Here is an 18,768-nt window from a genome sequence, read left to right on the forward strand (position 1 = left end):
CTTATCCTCTAGACTGCATAGAAGTCGGGCTTTTTCCGTACCAAAGTTGCTGTTGTAAAGGTAGTGCCGCGCTTAAACCGAGCACCGGCACTGCAGCTTGCTTGAATAGCGCCTGTTGTTGTTCCCGCTCTGATTGGCTGTGGGCGCGATAAGCAGACAAAAACGCGTTGTTGTGCAGGGGGAGGGGAACCTGCGTGGTACCATCTTGCGCTGTGATCTGCATGGGGGCGTGCGGTAAAGCGTGTTCAAAAGGGTCGCTGACATGCAAGGCTGTTACACTGCTATGCCGTTTGAGTCCCTTTAATAAGGCCACACTGTCGTTATTGAGCTGGCGAAAGTCACTGATAATAAAAACATCAGAGCCAGGGTGGGCTAACTTAAGCAAACGCTGGAGTTGCTGATTCAAGTTTTGGGAAGCGGGTTCAGTGCTTGTTTCAGGAAATAACGTCACTAAGTGTTGAATCAGGCTTAGCACCCCACGTTGACGACCGAGTGGCTTTAGCTCACGCGCTTGTTGTTGGTCGAAAATAAGCCCACCAATACGGTCACCACTTTTAATGGCTCCCCAGCCGATGGCAGCAGCCACATGGGCAGCAAACACCGACTTAAAAAGAAGCTGGCTACCAAAGTGCATGCTATGGCTATAGTCGACGCAAACAAAAACGGGGCGTTCTTTTTCTTCATGAAACAACTTAGTATGGGTTTTCCCTGTGCGTGCGGTGACACGCCAGTCAATGCTTCGAATATCGTCGCCGGGTTGGTAGTGACGAACCTCATCAAATTCCATGCCGCGTCCGCGCCAAGCGCTTTTGAGCGTGCCCAATTGTGAAGAAACACCTTTATTCATGCGAAAAGGAGGGCGTAACGGTGCTTGACGGTAATACAGCAGTTCACGGCTGTTTACACGTACTCCGTTGCTTTGCCATTTCTGCAACCATGCGGTAATGGAAGAAGGTGTGAGCTGCATCATTACACCGCAGGGACCTGTGCTAAAATACGTTCAATGACGGTATCTTTTTGAATACCATCGGCTTCAGCTTCATAGCTTAAAATAATTCGATGACGTAAAACCTGTGGCAATATGGCTTGTACGTCGGTAGGCGAAACAAAGTTATTGCCATTTAACCACGCCCGCGCACGAGCGCAGCGGTCAAGGGCTATGGTTGCTCGTGGGCTAGCACCCACTTGAATCCAATGAGCAAGTTCGGCGTCGTAATGCTGGGGTTGGCGCGTGGCAATAATGAGGGCCACCAAATAAGTTTCTACGGCCTCATCCATATACACATTTAAGACTTCTTTACGAGCCTGGAAAATTTTCTCTTGGCTTAGCTTTGTGAGTGGCACACCGTCGCCAGCCACGGACTCTTGGCGATTTAAGCGAAGAATTTTCTGCTCCGTTTCTGCATTCGGGTAATCAACATTCAGATGCATTAAGAAACGGTCAAGCTGTGCTTCTGGGAGAGGGTAAGTGCCTTCTTGCTCCAGGGGGTTCTGGGTGGCCATAACAGTAAACAGGGGCGGCAAAGGGTAGGTGGTTTTCCCTACCGTTATTTGACGCTCGGCCATGGCTTCCAAAAGTGCCGACTGGACCTTCGCAGGTGCACGGTTAATTTCATCCGCCAGCACTAGGTTGTGGAATAAGGGGCCGGGTTGGAACTGAAACTCGCCCGTTTCGGGGCGATAAATGTCTGTACCTGTTAAGTCGGCTGGTAATAAGTCTGGGGTGAACTGGACCCGATGAAAGTCACTTTCAATACCATTAGCGAGTGCTTGTACGGCACGGGTTTTAGCCAGTCCAGGCGGCCCTTCAACAAGTAGGTGGCCGTCTGCAAGAATCGCAATGAGTAAATGCTCAATGAGTTCGGGTTGGCCTATTACTTGGCCTTCTAAATGGGTTCGTAATTGCCCAAATTGGTCAGCAGGACTCATAGGTTTGCAGCTCCTTATTATTAAGTTTTGTTACTAGACCTTAGTGTACGTGTTTGGTTCACGAATTGATGCAGGCTACCTCAGCTTATTTATAGGGGCCGTGTGTATATATAGGGCTTCACCATAATATTTCCAAGCTTTCATTCAGGCTGATACATGCTAGAATCAGGTAAACATTTGTGGTCAGACCAGCAAACAAGAGGGGAAGATTATGTCAACACCACAGCAGCGTGTGCAAACACCGAATGGCGAGCGTATCGCTATTGTAGCGGGTTTGCGAACGCCCTTTGCAAAACAAGCAACTTTTTTTCATGGCGTGTCCGCTCTTGATATGGGGAAAATGGTTGTTCAAGAATTAATTCAGCGCAATGACCTTGACCCCGAGCTAGTGCAGCAGTTGGTGTTTGGGCAGGTAGTACAAATGCCTGAAGCGCCGAATATTGCTCGCGAAATTGTACTAGGCACCAGTTTGCCTGTACATACGGACGCCTATAGCGTAAGCCGTGCCTGTGCCACAAGCTTTCAGTCGGCTGTCAATATTGCCGAGTCGATGATAGCAGGGCAAATAGATGTAGGAATTGCGGGCGGTGCTGACTCAAGTTCAGTGCTTCCTATTGGCGTGTCGAAAAAGCTCGCCCGTGCTTTAGTCGATTTAAATAAAGCCCGTAGCCTTGGCCAGCGGCTCGCTATTTTTAAACGCTTACGCCTAAAGGACTTGCTTCCTGTACCACCGGCGGTGGCAGAGTACTCAACAGGTTTGAGTATGGGGCAAACAGCCGAGCAGATGGCTAAAAGCCACAATATTTCACGCGCAGCGCAAGATGAATTAGCCCATAACTCACACTTAAAAGCGCACGACGCATGGGAAAAAGGTTATTTAGCTGATGAAGTAATGACCGCTTACCTAGCCCCTTATAAAGAGTATTTCGAGCGTGATAATAACGTGCGAGGGAATTCAGAGTTGGCCAGTTACAGTAAGTTAAAGCCTGTCTTTGACCGTAAGCACGGCTCTGTTACAGCGGCAAACGCCACGCCACTCACTGACGGTGCCGCTGCGGTGTTAATGATGACTGAAAGTCGTGCTAAAGCGTTAGGCTATACCCCACTGGGCTATATTCGGAGTTATGCCTTTGCTGCTATCGATGTGCATGAAGACATGTTGATGGGACCTTCTTACGCAACACCTAAGGCCTTGGATAAGGCGGGCTTGAAGCTTTCGGATCTTGACTTGATCGATATGCACGAAGCGTTTGCTGCACAAACTTTAGCCAACGTGAAAATGTTTGGTAGCAAAACATTTGCGGAAGAAAAGCTAGGCCGAAGTGAAGCTATTGGGGAAATCGACCCAGACAAATTCAATGTGTTAGGCAGCTCGATAGCCTATGGTCACCCGTTTGCGGCAACGGGAGCTCGCATGATGACGCAAATGCTACGTGAGTTACAGCGCCGTGGTGGTGGCATTGGCTTAACAACCGCATGTGCAGCAGGCGGATTAGGTGCAGCGGTAATATTGGAGACAGAATAATGACAGAAGCAAAGCAAAATGCATTTACGCTTGAGGTGCAAGAGAATGGCATAGGTGTCATTACCATTGACGTACCAGGCGAAAGCATGAATACCTTAAAAGCCAGCTTCGCAGACGAAGTAACCGAGTTGCTTGAAACCATTAAAGCGAACAGCGAGTTGAAAGGCTTGGTGTTTATTAGTGGGAAGCCAACTTCGTTTGTTGCCGGTGCCGATATACGGATGATCAATGACTGCCGTACGGCCGCCGATGCGGAAAGCCTAGCTCGCCAAGGGCAAGCGCTATTTAATGAACTGGAGTCATTACCCATTCCAGTTATCGCTGCCATACACGGACCGGCTTTAGGCGGTGGTTTAGAGTTAGCCTTAGCCTGTCATGGTCGTGTGGTGAGTGACTCCCCGAAAACGGTTTTAGGTTTACCTGAAGTGCAGCTAGGTTTATTGCCTGGCTCGGGTGGCACGCAGCGCCTGCCACGCTTAGTAGGCCTTCAACAAGGCCTCACCATGATGTTAACAGGCAAGCAATTACGCCCGAAGCAAGCGTATAAGCTAGGCTTAGTGAATGAAGTGGTACCACAAAGTATTTTGTTAGAAGCTGCGATGGAGCTTGCTTTGAAAGGCAAGCCAACAGCGCCCAAAGCAAAATTAAACACCATGGGGAAAGTTCTTGAAGGTCCTCTGAAAAGTGTTTTGTTTAGCAAGGCCCGCGAACAGGCCCAAAAGAAAGCCTTAAATAACTACCCGGCTATCGACCGCATTATTGATACGGTACGCATTGGTGCGACCCAAGGGTTTGAAGCTGGACTTGCTTATGAAGCAAAGCAATTTGGTGAGTTGGCCATGACTTCTGTGTCGAAGCAATTACGAGGCATATTTTTTGCTACCACAGAAATGAAACGGGAAACAGGTGCTGAAGGTGTGCAACCTGCGCTTATTAAAAAGGCTGCTGTGTTAGGTGGTGGTTTGATGGGTGGTGGTATTGCTCATGTGACAATTAACAAAGCCAAGTTACCCGTACGCTTAAAAGACATTAGCAATGATGGCGTAAATAACGCGCTGGCATATCATCATAAACTGTTGGCGCCTCGGTTAAAGCGCAGACATTTGACAAAGGCTGAGTTTGAAAAGCAAATTCTCATGCTGACCGGTACGTTGGACTATTCAGGCTTTAAAGACGCAGATATTGTGGTTGAAGCGGTATTTGAAGACTTAGAGCTAAAACAACAAATGGTAGCAGACGTGGAAACACATGGCGCAGAGCATACTATTTTCGCTACGAATACTTCGTCGTTGCCGATCACACAGATTGCTGCGAAAGCGAAACGGCCAGAGCAGGTGATAGGTTTACACTACTTTTCACCTGTGGAGAAAATGCCACTAGCAGAAATTATTACGCATGCTAAAACTTCGCCTGAAACAATTGCAACCACGGTTGAGTTTGCTAAACGGCAAGGTAAAACCCCCATTGTGGTCGCTGACGGTGCTGGCTTTTACGTGAATCGTATTTTAGCTCCTTATATGAATGAGGCTGCTCGCTTGCTGCTCGCTGGAGAGCCCATTGAAGCGTTAGACAAGGCATTAGTGAAGTTTGGCTTCCCAGTGGGACCTATTGCTTTGCTCGATGAGGTAGGCATAGATGTAGCCAGTAAAGTCGCGCCTATTTTAAGTAATGAACTAGGGGAACGGTTTGATGCCCCTGAAGCCTTTCAGAAATTAATAGACGACGGTCGCAAAGGCCGGAAGTCGAAGAAGGGCTTTTACCGTTACGACAGTAAGGCGAAAGGAAAAGAAGTGGACACATCTGTCTACTCACTGTTAGGCGTGTCACCAAATGGGAGCATGTCTACCCATGACATGGCTGAGCGCTGTGTGTTGCCCATGTTAAACGAGGCAGCCTGGTGTTTACAGGAAAACATTATCCAGTCGCCGCGAGACGGTGATATAGGTGCTATTTTTGGCATTGGCTTCCCGCCTTTCTTAGGAGGACCGTTCCGTTATATGGACACCCTTGGCATTAAAACCTTGGTTGCACGGTTAGAAAGTTATGCAGAAAAAGAAGGCAGCCGCTTTGAGCCTTGCGATTTATTAAAAGAAATGGCTGAGAAGGAAAGCAGCTTTTACTAGTTCTTAAACACGCATGTACGAACCGCCTGAGCAGAGTCTGTCAGGCGGTTTTTTTATGCCTTACTTGGTGCCGTATACAGAGCCATAGCGGCCATATTGTCATGTAAGTGGTGCTGCATACGTTGAAGGAAGGTGTCAAAGCGAAGCGAACATACGGTGTCGGCAAGCTCTAGTGCAAGTCCAAATTCACTTTTATTGTGAGTAATAGACTGCCATAAGCGTTGTGCCCGAATACGCAGGCTGGGTGCGCTTGCCCGCAGGTGATGAGAAACCGCCTGTTGAGCCGCTTGCCACTGGTTTGGCTCAAGGTGTTGCACTTGTTCAAGAAACGTCGCTAAGAAAGCTTGAATGCGCTCTGCAAGATGTTCTGGAGAGTAGTTTGGAGACTGCACATAAAAAAGAATGCCTGGCAGTCCGTACATTGGAACATAGCTACTACCAACAAGGTAGCCTAGCTGTTGACGGGTGCGTAGCTCACTAAAGAACAATGGGTTGGCTAAATGATTGAACAGCAAAAATACCGCTTTTTCTTCGGCTGTCGTGTTTTCACCTTGCAGGAAAAACGCTGTAGCGTGGTCGGGGTGGCTGCTCGGAAAGTCAGCCTGCTTAATGCCAAGGGAGAGCCTGCGAACATAACGCGTCGCTTGCGTTTCTGGCTCTGCCGTAACAGGCAAGGTACAGGCAGCGTGCTTGGCCATGGCTTTTGCTTCCGCAAAAGGCGTGTCACCATGCACCAGCATGGTGGCTTGAGCGTCACGGAAAAGCCCAGGAAGAATATTAATGAAGTGCTCATAGTCAACATCTTCAAGGCTTTCGGCCATTTGCTTGGCAGTAAAGGAGCCTTGCTGCAAATGATGATGCAGCATGGCAAATAAATGGTTTACCGGGCTGTTTTTGTGAACCTCAGACCAGTTGTTGTATAGCTCTTGTCGAATTTCAGCAAACATGGTTGGGCTTGGTTCAAAGTCGGAAAGCTTACTTACTAAAGCTTTGAAAAGTTGTGCTTGCCGACAGGAAAAACCAGCTATATGCAGAGTAATGCCGCCTTGTTGTGGATACAGGTTGAAATGCATTCCTGCCACTTCCCCGTCATAAAAGGCTTCATTGAGTAGCTCTAAGCCAAGCTCACACCATATTTGGCTACAGGCATAGTTTCGTGCACTTGAATTAGCAAAAGGCATGCGTAGCATTAAGTAAATATGACCTTTCGGCACGCGGAAGTCAGGGTCTTGCAAGTGCCACAACTCTAACGCTGGACTTATTTGGGTTTGACGAGGAATGCGCTCAATGCCTGTTGATGTTTGGTCTAGGGGATGCGGTTGAGTACGCTTTGGAATAAACGGGTTGCTCCCGGGAATAGCAAAAGGCAGTGGCTCACCTTGCGTGTCAGTGCTCATGGGGAATGGTGCTGTGAATGCAGCAACTTCTTCTTCAGTAAAAGCTTTTATGGCGTAGTCTGCTGCATACCAACGAGACACTTTGTTGGTCGGCACGTCCGGGTGAATGACCGTTATTCGACTGTTTTCTGGGGTCATATGAGCGAGTAGCTTTTGCGCAAACGGTTTGTTCAACGCATCCATACGGAAGTCACCTGAAATCACATGCTCAGGCTTGTAATGCAGCATGTTGACCGACAGTTGTGAAGCTAAATCAACAGGACGCATGGTTTCAGGGAATAAGTAAGCAAGTTCCACCATTTGTCTGCGCTCTGCATACAATGCGTCAACAAGTCCTTCGTCTCGCACCAGCCTTACATACCGGAAACACGATTGAATAACGCTGGTTAAGTGCTCACGACCTAACTCGGTCAGATGAATATTAATTGTGAAGTCTTTAAAGTTACTACCGCTTGCACCCCCACCCGCCGACAAGCTGGTAACCCAGCCTTTACTTCTTAACATTGAAAACAGTGAATGTGGGCCCTCATAGCCAAATAAATGAGCGATAAAACTAGTGGTTTTATGCAAGTAGTCACTGTTAATTTCGGGCAAGGCAAAGGTAATAAGCAAACGGTTCGCCTGCTTCAACGGCTTAATGTAAATCCAAGTGCCAAGCTGCTCCTCAGTGTACAAAGGAACCTGAGGAGGTTCAGTTTGCTGTTTGGCAGGAGCAATGGTTTGGAAATGTTCCGCTGCAAGCTCAGCTAGCTCGTCTAAGGACTGGGGGCCAACAAGGGTTAAGGCCATGTTGCCCGCATGGTAATAGCCGTTAAATACGTCTTTAAGTTTATCTAGCAAGCTGGCGTCGCTGGAGTCGACTAAAGTTTTTTCAGAGCCAACGGAGAAGCGTGAAAAGGGGTGAGCATGATTGCTGGTTTCTTTGTGTACATCGTATAAGCGGCGCAACTCATCTTTTAACTTTAAACGATACTCGGACTCAATGGCTTGGCGCTCTTTATTAACCCATTGTTCATTGAACAAAGGAGTAGAAAGTAGGGAGCTAAAGCGTTTAAGGCCCTCTGCAAAATGCTGTAAAGGCAGCTCTAAGTAATAGTTACTGTGTTCTGTGCCGGTCCAAGCATTGTGATGACCACCTGCAAAACTAATAAAGTCTGAGTATGACGCTGCTTCTGGATAGGGCTCGCTGCCTAAAAACAGCATATGTTCGAGAAAGTGAGTCAGTCCCGGAGTATCTTCAGGGTCTTGAAAGTGGCCTGCGTTCACAGCTACAGAGGCTGCGGCCTGTTGAGCATCGGGGATATGGACAAGCAGAGTAGTCAGGCCATTAGCAAGCCGTATAAGCTGATACTGGCGATGATCTTGAGGGCTTGATTCAGGCTGTTCAGGCAGCGCTGAAAAAGGATACTTCATGCACTGCCTCCTTAGCTTTAGTCTGGAATATTTGTTGAGAGTGCCCACCCATACACGTTAAGCGTCGAGGGGCGTGTAAAACTCCTCAGGAATGTCGAAGTCGCCTTCTAGGCGTTGCACCTTTTGGTTATTAAAATAAATAACCAACTCTCGGGTAACAATGTCTCCGCGCCCAGGCTTTAGACGGTACACATAGTGCCAAACATCGCCCCGAAAGGCGTTATCGGCTACAGGGGTACCCAGAACGTACTCCACTTGTTCTTGGGTCATACCAATTCGAAGTTTGTCGACGTCCTTTTGCTCAATGTAGTTACCCTGCGGTATGTCAATACGATACACCAAGGAGCTAAAAGCTGAGCAAGCCGTTAAGGCCAATGTTAATACTAAAATACCAATGAGTCTCATGAAGAAAACCGCCCAAATAATGAATTAATCAAATCATAGCTTAAAAGCCTGGCCTCCTGCTAGCCAGGAAACCAGACTTTTGGTGCTTTTCTCGCGATTAAGTTCAATTAAATGCCTTAGCCGGCAAGAAGTTCTTCAGCATTAGCTCGTGTATTTGGGGTGATAGTGTCACCACCGAGTAGGCGCGCCAGTGCATTGACTCGTTCTTTTTCGCTGAGAGCTTGCATGGACGTGTAAGTTACACCGCTTTTGGTGGTCTTTTGCACTTGTATTTGATGATGTGCCCGAGCTGCCACTTGTGGCAGGTGAGTGACACAAATGACTTGGTTCGACTCGCCCAAGCGACGCATAAGTCGCCCGACAGTAGAGGCCGTTGGGCCACTTACACCAACATCCACCTCATCGAAAATAAGGGTTGGCAAACCGTCTTGCTCTGCAGTGAGCACTTGTATGGCTAAGCCAATACGAGATAGCTCACCGCCAGATGCTACTTTTTGCAGTGGCTGTGGTTTTTGCCCTGCGTTGACTGAAACTTCAAAACATACTACGTCAATACCGTTTCGACTTGCTTCTTGTAATGGTAGTTGGCGTACAGCTGTCACAAACAAGCCGTCGGGCATGTTTAGCTGCTGCATGACCTCCACCACTTGGCGATCGAGTGTCTTTGCAGCCTTGCTACGGGAAGCACTCAACTTTTTAGCAGCAGATAGAAAACGCGACTCCGCTTTGCTTATTTCTTCTGCTATTCGCTCTAAGCGCTCAGAAGAAGCACTAATATTCGCCAATTCGTCTTTTAGTTCCTGGTGGAGTTCGGGCAACTGCTCGGGCTGTACTTTGTGTTTGCGGGCTAACTGCAATGCTTCACTTATGCGTTGGTCGGCTTCTTCAAAAGCCAAGGGGTCTGCTTCTAGGGTTTCATGATAATGGCGAAGCTCGCGCACGGCCTCTTCTATTTGAACGCTGGCTTCAGTTAGCAGCGTAACCATAGGAGAAAGCCGGGCATCTAATGCTTGGTGGCCTCTTAAGCGGGTGTTTACGCTTTCTAATAAGCTGTACGCATTATTGTGTTCACCATCGAATAAAGAATTTAGCGCAAAGAGTGCGTCGTCCTGTAAGGAGGTGGTATTAGCTAAACGTTTATGCTCAATTTCAAGCTGCTCGTATTCACCAGGTTGCAAAGAAAACTCATCAAGCTCATTCACTTGGTATTCCAACAGCTGCTTGCGAGCAAGGTTTTGCTCAGCAGCTTGTCGTAGCTGACGCTGCTCTTTCTGTAAGTCATTCCATGTATGCCAAGCTTCTTCCACACTGGTTTGTAATTGAGGGTGATTCGCGTATTGGTCCAGTAGTTTTATTTGATGCTCAGGCTTCATGAGCTGGTGGTGATCGTGTTGGCCATGAAGGCACACTAAATAGCTACCGACTTCTTTCAGTAGTGCTATCGGAGCAGGTGCTCCGTTAATGTAAGCTTTGGAGCGGCCCTCAGCAGTGATAGTGCGACGGAGGTGGCACTCGCCCTCAGCATCAAGTTCTCGTTCTTCCAGCCAGGCTTGAACCCTGGGCAAGGCTTCAACATGAAAGCTGGCACAAATTTCAGCTTTGTCAGCCCCATTGCGAACATAGCCAGCTTCACTACGAGCCCCTAGACAAAGACTTAAGGCGTCTAGCGCAATGGACTTCCCCGCGCCAGTTTCTCCGGTTATAGCGCTCATGCCGTGTTCAAAGTCGACGGTTAGGTCATCAACAATCGCGAAGTTTCGGACAGATAATTGAGTTAACATAGCCACCTCGTACTGGTTGTTTATACAGTAAATATACAGTATAAAACCAGTACTGCAAGGTTTTGTTTAAAAAAAACTCAAAAGAGTCGGCTACCCCAACTTAACTTGTTTCGTAACACCTTGTAATAGTTATAGTTTAATGGGTGAATTAAGCGTAAATGCTGCTCTTGCCGACGTATATTTATTGTGGAGTGCAAGGGCACAGGTAGGGTGTTATGCCCGTCGCAGCTAATGTGCAGAGGCTCGCTGGTTGGAGCGACACGCAAACTAATATTGCTTTCTGCAGGCACCACTAATGGACGGCTACTTAATGTGTGGGGGAACATAGGAATAACATTAATTGCCGCCAGCCCCGGGTGCAAAATGCTCCCTCCTGCTGAAAGCGAGTAGGCGGTTGAGCCCGTAGGCGTGGCAATAATGAGACCGTCAGAACGCTGACTGAAAACAAATTGGTGGTCCACAAACACTTCAAACTCTATCATGTGGGCAACTTTGTCTGAATGCAGGACCACTTCATTCATGGCATTACTGGCTGTGGCGGGTGCATTTTCCTGTTGTACTTCTGCATGGAGTAAGAAGCGGAGTTCAGTACTGTACTGACCAGCTAACACGTCACTTAACATAGGTACCGCTTGTTCGGGTGGCAGGTCTGTTAAAAAGCCTAAATTGCCACGGTTCACCCCAATGACCCCAATGTCGTACTGGCTTAGAATGCGAGCTGCGCCTAGCATGTTTCCGTCGCCACCCACAACAATAGCCAACGCTGCTTGTTCACCAATTTCATAGATAGTTGCTGATTGAACATGAGGTAATTGATATTGGTTGTATGTGCGTTCATCGACCAGCAAGTGATAACCTGCGTTCCCCAAGGCTTCGCATAAGTCTTGGAAGGTTTGCTGGGCACCGTCTGAAAGAGGCACACCTAATAAGCCAATTGTTTTGAATTCAGAATGACTTGCCTGCGTCATACTAAGGGCTTTGCTGCTCATGATTTTCCCATATCAACCGTAAGGTATGTAACGCTATGCACTATAAGTGACAATTTCAACAGAAAGAAGATTAATTTTAGTTGAAAAGAAAGGAATAGCCCCCATGTAGTATGAAATGACAGATTTAGCGTACATTTTGTTTAATTATGGAGCCAAGGCATGAGTAATCCTGCACAACCTGAGTCGGAAAACGCAGACATCGAACGCACAACTGAAGAGCAAGTTGAAGTGAATGAAACGCCAGCAGCAGAAACGAATCAGGAATCGGAGCAAGCAGACCCTGAAGTGCGTATTGCTGAACTTGAAGCTGCGTTAGCTGCAGCGCAAGAAGAAGTAAATGCGCAAAAAGACAAAGCATTGCGGATTGCTGCTGAAGCAGAAAACGTGCGCCGCCGATCAGCGCAAGAAGTGGAAAAGGCAAGCAACTTTGCATTAGAGAAGTTTGCCGGAGAGTTATTAGAGGTAATAGACAACCTGGAACGTGCAATTCAGGCTATTGACCCAGAAGATGAAGCGGTGAAAGCCTTAGCTGAAGGGGTTGAAATTACCTATAAAGGCTTTATCAATACGACCACTAAGTTTGGTATTGAAGCTGTGAACCCTGAAGGCGCTCCTTTTGACCCACAACTTCACCAAGCCATGAGCATGCAAGAAAATACTGAAGTACCACCAAATACCGTATTGCATGTCATGCAAAAAGGGTACTTGCTAAAAGGCCGCTTACTGCGCCCGGCTATGGTGATGGTGTCGCGTGCGCCGACTGAAGGTGTTGATACAAAAGCGTAAAAAATTCCGCTTTTACTATTGAAAAAATTATGAATGCCCCCAAATAGAGGGTATCGCATTAAGAAATAAGCAGTTGGGAGACATTATGAGCAAAATTATTGGTATAGACCTAGGAACAACAAACTCGTGTGTCGCTATTATGGATGGCGACAATGCACGTGTTATTGAAAACGCAGAAGGTGAGCGTACCACGCCTTCGATCGTTGCTTATACAGATGATGACGAAATTCTTTGTGGTTCACCGGCGAAGCGCCAAGCGGTAACAAACCCACAAAACACAGTATTTGCAATTAAGCGTTTAATTGGTCGTCGTTTTGAAGACGAAGAAGTTCAGCGTGACATTGGCATTATGCCTTTTGCCATTGTAAAAGCTGATAATGGTGACGCTTGGGTTGAAACCAAAGGTGAGAAGAAGGCTCCACCACAAATTTCTGCTGAAGTTCTAAAGAAAATGAAAGCCACTGCAGAAGACTATTTAGGTGAGAAAGTAACAGAAGCTGTTATTACAGTACCTGCTTACTTTAACGATGCTCAGCGTCAAGCAACGAAAGATGCAGGCCGTATTGCCGGATTAGATGTTAAGCGTATTATTAACGAACCAACTGCAGCTGCTCTTGCTTATGGTATGGACAAAAAGTCAGGCGACCGTACCGTTGCAGTATATGACTTAGGTGGTGGTACCTTTGATATTTCAATTATTGAAATTGATGAAGTAGAAGGCGAGCATACCTTCGAAGTACTGGCTACAAACGGTGACACTCACTTAGGTGGTGAAGACTTCGACAACCGTGTAATTAACTATCTCGTTGAACAGTTTAAGAAAGACCAAGGTATTGACCTGAAGCAAGACCCACTTGCTATGCAGCGCCTGAAAGAAGCAGGTGAGAAGGCTAAAATTGAGCTTTCATCGGCACAGCAAACAGAAGTGAACTTGCCGTATATTACAGCTGACGCATCGGGTCCTAAGCACCTTGCTATTAAGTTAACACGCTCGAAGCTTGAGTCGCTTGTTGAAGACATGGTGAAGAAAACTCTTGAGCCAGTGAAGCAAGCAATTGAAGACGCTGACCTGAAAATTAGCGATATTGACGATGTAATTCTTGTGGGTGGTCAAACCCGTATGCCGAAGGTACAACAGCTTGTTGCTGACTTCTTTGGTAAAGAACCACGTCGTGACGTAAACCCTGATGAAGCTGTAGCTGTAGGTGCTGCGGTTCAAGCAGGTGTTCTACAAGGTGATGTGAAAGACGTATTGCTGCTAGACGTGACGCCACTATCTTTGGGTATTGAAACCATGGGTGGTGTGATGACTCCTGTAATTGAGAAAAACACGACCATTCCTACTCGGAAGTCGCAAACCTTCTCAACAGCGGAAGACAATCAGTCGGCGGTAACGATTCATGTGCTGCAAGGTGAACGTAAGCGTTCAGCGGACAACAAGTCGCTCGGTCAGTTTAACTTGGAAGGAATTCGTTCTGCACCACGTGGCACACCACAAATCGAAGTCACCTTCGATATTGACGCCGACGGTATTCTGCATGTGTCAGCGAAAGACAAAGACACAGGGAAAGAACAGAAGATCACTATTAAAGCTTCTTCAGGTCTCAGTGACGAAGAAGTCGAGCAAATGGTTCGTGATGCGGAATTAAACGCTGAAGAGGACCGCAAGTTCGAAGAAATGGTGCAGGCACGTAACCAAGCCGACGCGCTTATCCATGGCACCAAGACGCAAATGGAAGAAGCCGGTGACGCACTAAGCGAAGACGATAAGTCTGCTATTGAAGCGGCGATTAGCGAGCTGGAAGAAGCCATGAAGGGCAATGAGAAAGAAGCAGTAGAAGTGAAGTCTCAAGCGCTTATGGAAGCATCAGCGAAGTTAATGGAAATTGCCCAGCAAAAAGCCCAGCAACAAAGTGCTGATGCGGGTGAAGCTAACCCAGCTGAAGACGCTGCAGACGACGTTGTTGATGCAGAGTTCGAAGAAGTGAAAGATGACGACAAGAAGTAAACGTCCGAATTCGTAACTTTCTCGCACGGGCGTTGCCTCTTTAGGTAACGTCCGTGTATTTGTTTTAGGGACTGGGAAGAAGACCGACTCATTATGGCCAAAAAAGATTACTATGAAGTTTTAGGCGTCGACAGAAACGCAAGCGAACGCGACATTAAAAAAGCGTATAGACGCTTAGCGATGAAGTATCACCCAGACCGTACGAAAGGTGATAAAGCGCTCGAAGAAAAGTTTAAAGAAGCGAATGACGCATATGAGGTTTTGGTTGATCCGCAAAAACGTCAAGCGTACGACCAATATGGACATGCGGCCTTCGACCAAGCGCAAGGTGGCCACGGTGGCTTCGGTGGCGGAGCGGACTTTGCAGACGTATTTGGCGACGTGTTTGGTGATATTTTTGGGGGCGGCCGCGGCCGTCAACGTAGCCAAGCTCAGCGAGGTTCAGACTTACGTTACAATTTAGAACTGTCACTTGAAGAGGCAGTGCGCGGTAAAACAGCTGAGTTAAAGGTACCAACCTTAGTCAGTTGTGACGACTGTGGTGGTTCGGGTGCTGAAAAAGGCTCAAAAGCTGAAACCTGTGACTACTGTCATGGCCAGGGCCAAATTCAAATGCGCCAAGGGTTCTTTGCAGTACAGCAAACGTGTCCGAAGTGTAGTGGACGAGGCAAGGTGATTAAAAAGCCATGTCGTTCTTGTCACGGCGAAGGCCGCGTAGAACGCACCAAAACCTTGAGTGTGAAAATACCAGCAGGTGTGGACACAGGCGACCGTATCCGGTTGTCGGGTGAAGGGGAGGCAGGTGAGCATGGCGCACCGGCAGGCGACCTTTATGTACAAGTACATGTACGCGAGCACGCAATTTTTAAGCGCGACGGTAATAACCTTTATTGCGATGTGCCAATCAGCTTTACTCATGCTGCTTTAGGTGGCGAGGTGGAAGTACCGACACTCGATGGCCGCGTGAAGCTTAAAATTCCAAGCGAAACGCAAACGGGACGTATGTTCCGCTTACGGGGTAAAGGCGTGAAGTCTGTTCGCAGTGGTGTCACAGGCGACCTCGTATGTAAAGTAGTGATAGAAACGCCCGTTAACTTGTCGAGCCGTCAAAAGGAATTGTTACAGGAGTTCCAAGACTCGATGGGAAAAGGTGAAGAAGCCGCTAAGTACCGCCCCAAAGAGCGAGGCTTCTTTGATGGGGTGAAAAAGTTCTTCGATGACTTAACTAGCTAATCACGCCATAATAAAGCTCTGCATTAGCAGAGCTTTATTTTTTGGGAGGACCGAAATGCAATACTATTTGAAGCGCTTAGCCGTATTAATGACGGCTCTCGTTGTGGTTGCATGCAGTACATCACCAACGGGTCGAAATACCTTGAACTTTATGAGTGGCTCGCAGTTAAACGAGTTAGGTAAAAGCTCATTTCAACAAATGAAAGACGAGGGAACTGTTTCTACTGACCCGGAGCTCAATGCTTATGCGCAGTGCATCATGACAGCCATCGTAGAGGTTTTGCCTCCTGCGTATAAAGAGTACGAGTGGGAAGTGGCCGTATTTGCCGAAGACACCATTAATGCCTTTGCGCTGCCTGGTGGATACATGGGCGTGTACACGGGCATGATGAAGTTTGCCGAAAACGAGCACCAACTAGCAGCCGTGATAGGGCACGAAATAGGGCATGTTATTGCTGAGCATGGCGGAGAACGTTTAAGCACGAACATGCTGGTGTCAGGTGCCTTGGTGACGGCGAATATCCTTCTATCAGACCGTCCACCTGCACAGCAAGGGTTGCTTATGGCTGGCCTAGGGCTAGGTGCACAAGTGGGGGTGATGCTGCCCTTTAGCCGCAAACACGAGTCGGAAGCCGATGCGATTGGTTTAGAGTTGATGGCCAAAGCAGGTTTCAAGCCAGAGCAAGCGGTGCGCCTGTGGGAGCATATGGGAGAGAACACAGAGGGCGCTCAGTCGGAATTGCTATCGACTCACCCAGTGCCTAAAACCCGCGTGAAAGATTTAACGAGGCAAGTACCAAGTGTATTGCCGCTCTACCAAGAGCGTGTTCATCAAGGTTCTGCACCAAGCTGCCCACGCCCAAGTTTTGCGCAAAAAACAGACGACAGTAAAAGTTAAAACAAACAATAGTAGTAGGAAAAAAGTTCATGTTAGCAATATGGTTTAAAATCCCTTTTTGGCAACGCGTGCTAGGTGCCTTTGTGTTTGGCTCCGCTTTAGGCTTACTGGCACCTTCAATGGGAGTAGCAGTGCAGCCACTTGGGCAGCTTTTTATTCACTCCATTCAAATGTTGGTTGCTCCGCTTGTTTTTATTACCATCGTGTGTGCCATGTTTAGTCTTGGGGCTGAAAAGGGCTTTGGCAAAATTGCCGGAAAAACCATACTGCTGTTTGTTTTTACGGCCTTTGTGGCAGGGTTAATTGGTCTTTCTGTAGCCTACTTTATTAATCTCACGCCTAGCTCTGAGCTTGTCGCTGCAGACAACACCATTAGAACCGTGCCTCCAGTGTCGCAGGTTTTGCTGGATATCATTCCACGCAACCCATTTGCTGCGTTGGCAGAGGGCAACGTATTACAAATCATTGTGTTTGCAGTTTTAGTGGGGCTGGCGTTAAACCACCTAGGCGAACACGTTGCGCCATTAAAGCGTGGTTTTGAAGCGGCGCGTGAAGTTATGTTTCAATTAACGCGCTGGGTATTAGAGCTTACCCCCCTTGGCGTATTCGGCTTAATGGCATGGGTTGTGGGCAGCTTTGGGTTAGACATGCTGTTACCCTTAGGTAAGTTCATTATTGCTATTTATATTGCCTGCTTGTTGCAGATGGCGCTGACCTATGGTGGCTTAATGCACTTCTTTGGCGGCATGAAAGTGAGCCGCTTTTTCAGAACCGTTTTCCCCACGCAGCTCATTGCCTTCACTACATCAAGTAGTTACGGAACCTTACCGTCTACATTAAAAACAACGACCGAGGGGTTAAAAGTTTCGTCTCGCTATGCCAGCTTTGTAGCGCCCTTGGGGGCAACGATTAATATGGACGGCTGTGGTGGGATTTATCCTGCAATTGCTGCTGTGTTTATTGCTCAACTTTATGGTATTCCACTTGGCATGGAACAGTACCTACTGATTATGTTTACTGCGACACTGGCTTCTCTTGGTACCGCGGGTATTCCAGGCTCAGCAGTTATCATGTTAACAGTAACGCTCTCGGTGGTGGGTCTGCCACTTGAAGGCATTGCCTTTATAGCGGCCATCGACCGTATTATTGATATGATCAGAACCACCACCAATATAACAGGCGACATGGTGGTCGCTCGGGTTGTCGCTTACCAAGAAGGCTTGATCGAAGAAGCGCCGGACACGGAAAACGCTTACGAGCTGGAAAAGCCCTGTGTACAAAACTGCTAAATAGCGAACGCCTTTTGAGATATCGCTACATTGCTTGGTAGGGTGGATACATAATATGGAGCGAGCAGTGAGAAAAGGAAAGAGTGACCAATGACAACGCACAAAACAAAAATCGCGGTAGTGGGCGCTTCGGGGCGAATGGGACAAGAAGTCGTTCGCTCGGTATTGCACGCTGATAACGTGGAGCTTGTAGCCGCTTTAACCCATGAGCAGTCGACCAGTTTAGGACTGGATGTGGGCATGCTTGCAAACGAAGGCCCATGCCATGTTTTGCTGGCATGCGATTATGCCAGCTTACAAGAAGCCGACGTGGTAATAGACTTTGCCACCCCTGCTGGATGTGCAGAGCGCTTGTCATACTACCTTGAGTACCAGGTGCCGGTTGTACTTTGTACCACGGGCCTTAGCCAAGCTGATATGCAGGCCTGCGCAAAAGCGAGTGTCACATTGCCACTGTTATATGCTGAAAACACCAGCTTAGGAGCGAATGCGCTGCGCATTTTGGTTCAGCAAGCAAGCGCCATGTTAGGGGAAGAAGCAGATATTGAAATTTTAGAAGCGCACCATACGGGCAAACAAGACGCGCCATCGGGTACTGCTTTAGCTCTAGGGAAGGCCGCTGCTGAAGGGCGTGGGCAAGAATTTGAACAGGTTGCTGAGTTGCACCGAAATGCAGCAGAAACCGCCTATAAAAAAGGGTCTATTGGTTTCGCCACACTTAGGGCTGGCGACATCATAGGCGAGCATACTGTGTATATGGTGACTAAGAATGAGCGTCTAGAGTTTACCCATCGGGTGAGCGCACGGTCGACCTTTGCCGAAGGAGCTATTTTCGCGGCACGCTGGCTTACAAGAAAAAATGCAGGGTTTTATCGTATGAATGACGTTCTGAGGGTGGACGCTTGCACAAGAATTCCGTAAAATAATCTAAATTTGTCGAACGCCGGCAAGCTCAGTGTGCTACCTTATACATTCGTGTGTAAAGTAGTATA

At 47.8% G+C, this 18,768-nt stretch carries 14 protein-coding genes; 8 read left to right on the plus strand and 6 right to left on the minus strand.

What is annotated here, in order from left to right:
- Nucleotide 1: 1 nt before the first annotated feature.
- Nucleotides 2–970 carry a DUF58 domain-containing protein gene (locus tag CWE15_RS01190; RefSeq protein WP_126756232.1) on the minus strand — a complete coding sequence of 323 codons (969 nt, stop codon included), beginning with the start codon at nt 968–970 and terminating at the stop codon, nt 2–4.
- The gene (locus CWE15_RS01195) at nt 970–1,929 is read right to left on the minus strand and encodes an AAA family ATPase (RefSeq protein WP_126756233.1); all 960 of its coding nucleotides are present in this window, start codon (nt 1,927–1,929) and stop codon (nt 970–972) included. Before CWE15_RS01195 ends, CWE15_RS01190 begins: the two co-directional genes overlap by 1 nt.
- A gap of 211 nt (nt 1,930–2,140) precedes the next feature.
- Here CWE15_RS01195 and fadI point away from each other — a divergent pair, with 211 nt between their 5' ends.
- Together fadI and fadJ are read left to right on the plus strand one after the other, a co-directional pair.
- Entirely contained in the window at nt 2,141–3,454 is a 1,314-nt protein-coding gene (gene fadI / locus CWE15_RS01200) for an acetyl-CoA C-acyltransferase FadI (RefSeq protein ID WP_126756234.1), read from the plus strand.
- On the plus strand, nt 3,454–5,577 hold the full coding sequence (fadJ, locus tag CWE15_RS01205; RefSeq protein WP_126756235.1) for a fatty acid oxidation complex subunit alpha FadJ: 2,124 nt from the start codon (nt 3,454–3,456) through the stop codon (nt 5,575–5,577). Before fadI ends, fadJ begins: the two co-directional genes overlap by 1 nt.
- A gap of 53 nt (nt 5,578–5,630) precedes the next feature.
- Here fadJ and CWE15_RS01210 read toward each other — a convergent pair whose 3' ends face one another.
- The 4 genes from CWE15_RS01210 to nadK form a co-directional block, all read right to left on the minus strand.
- Nucleotides 5,631–8,387 (minus strand): insulinase family protein, encoded by a 2,757-nt coding sequence (locus tag CWE15_RS01210; protein ID WP_126756236.1) that lies wholly within the window; start codon nt 8,385–8,387, stop codon nt 5,631–5,633.
- Between the two features lie 57 nt (nt 8,388–8,444).
- Nucleotides 8,445–8,792 (minus strand): outer membrane protein assembly factor BamE, encoded by a 348-nt coding sequence (locus tag CWE15_RS01215; protein WP_126756237.1) that lies wholly within the window; start codon nt 8,790–8,792, stop codon nt 8,445–8,447.
- 116 nt (nt 8,793–8,908) lie between these two features.
- On the minus strand, nt 8,909–10,573 hold the full coding sequence (recN, locus tag CWE15_RS01220; protein WP_126756238.1) for a DNA repair protein RecN: 1,665 nt from the start codon (nt 10,571–10,573) through the stop codon (nt 8,909–8,911).
- A 77-nt stretch (nt 10,574–10,650) separates the two neighbouring features.
- The gene (gene nadK / locus CWE15_RS01225; protein WP_241971824.1) at nt 10,651–11,562 is read right to left on the minus strand and encodes an NAD(+) kinase; all 912 of its coding nucleotides are present in this window, start codon (nt 11,560–11,562) and stop codon (nt 10,651–10,653) included.
- Nucleotides 11,563–11,721: 159 nt separating this feature from the next.
- On the opposite strand from nadK, the gene grpE reads away from it, so the two are divergent.
- The 6 genes from grpE to dapB all read left to right on the plus strand — a co-directional run bounded on the left by grpE (nt 11,722) and on the right by dapB (nt 18,697).
- Complete coding sequence (grpE, locus tag CWE15_RS01230; protein WP_126756239.1) at nt 11,722–12,348, plus strand: nucleotide exchange factor GrpE; 627 nt, start codon at nt 11,722–11,724, stop codon at nt 12,346–12,348.
- Nucleotides 12,349–12,433: 85 nt separating this feature from the next.
- Nucleotides 12,434–14,356 carry a molecular chaperone DnaK gene (gene dnaK, locus CWE15_RS01235; RefSeq protein ID WP_126756240.1) on the plus strand — a complete coding sequence of 641 codons (1,923 nt, stop codon included), beginning with the start codon at nt 12,434–12,436 and terminating at the stop codon, nt 14,354–14,356.
- Nucleotides 14,357–14,449: 93 nt separating this feature from the next.
- A complete protein-coding gene (gene dnaJ / locus CWE15_RS01240; RefSeq protein WP_126756241.1) occupies nt 14,450–15,589 on the plus strand; it encodes a molecular chaperone DnaJ in 1,140 nt (379 codons plus the stop codon).
- A gap of 55 nt (nt 15,590–15,644) precedes the next feature.
- Entirely contained in the window at nt 15,645–16,487 is an 843-nt protein-coding gene (locus tag CWE15_RS01245) for a M48 family metallopeptidase (protein ID WP_126756242.1), read from the plus strand.
- A gap of 29 nt (nt 16,488–16,516) precedes the next feature.
- The gene (locus tag CWE15_RS01250) at nt 16,517–17,776 is read left to right on the plus strand and encodes a dicarboxylate/amino acid:cation symporter (protein WP_126756243.1); all 1,260 of its coding nucleotides are present in this window, start codon (nt 16,517–16,519) and stop codon (nt 17,774–17,776) included.
- Nucleotides 17,777–17,866: 90 nt separating this feature from the next.
- Nucleotides 17,867–18,697, plus strand: coding sequence for a 4-hydroxy-tetrahydrodipicolinate reductase (gene dapB, locus CWE15_RS01255; protein WP_126756244.1), 831 nt, complete (start codon nt 17,867–17,869; stop codon nt 18,695–18,697).
- Nucleotides 18,698–18,768 lie beyond the last annotated feature (71 nt).

The organism is Aliidiomarina taiwanensis, from assembly GCF_003987015.1.
Taxonomy (GTDB): domain Bacteria; phylum Pseudomonadota; class Gammaproteobacteria; order Enterobacterales; family Alteromonadaceae; genus Aliidiomarina; species Aliidiomarina taiwanensis.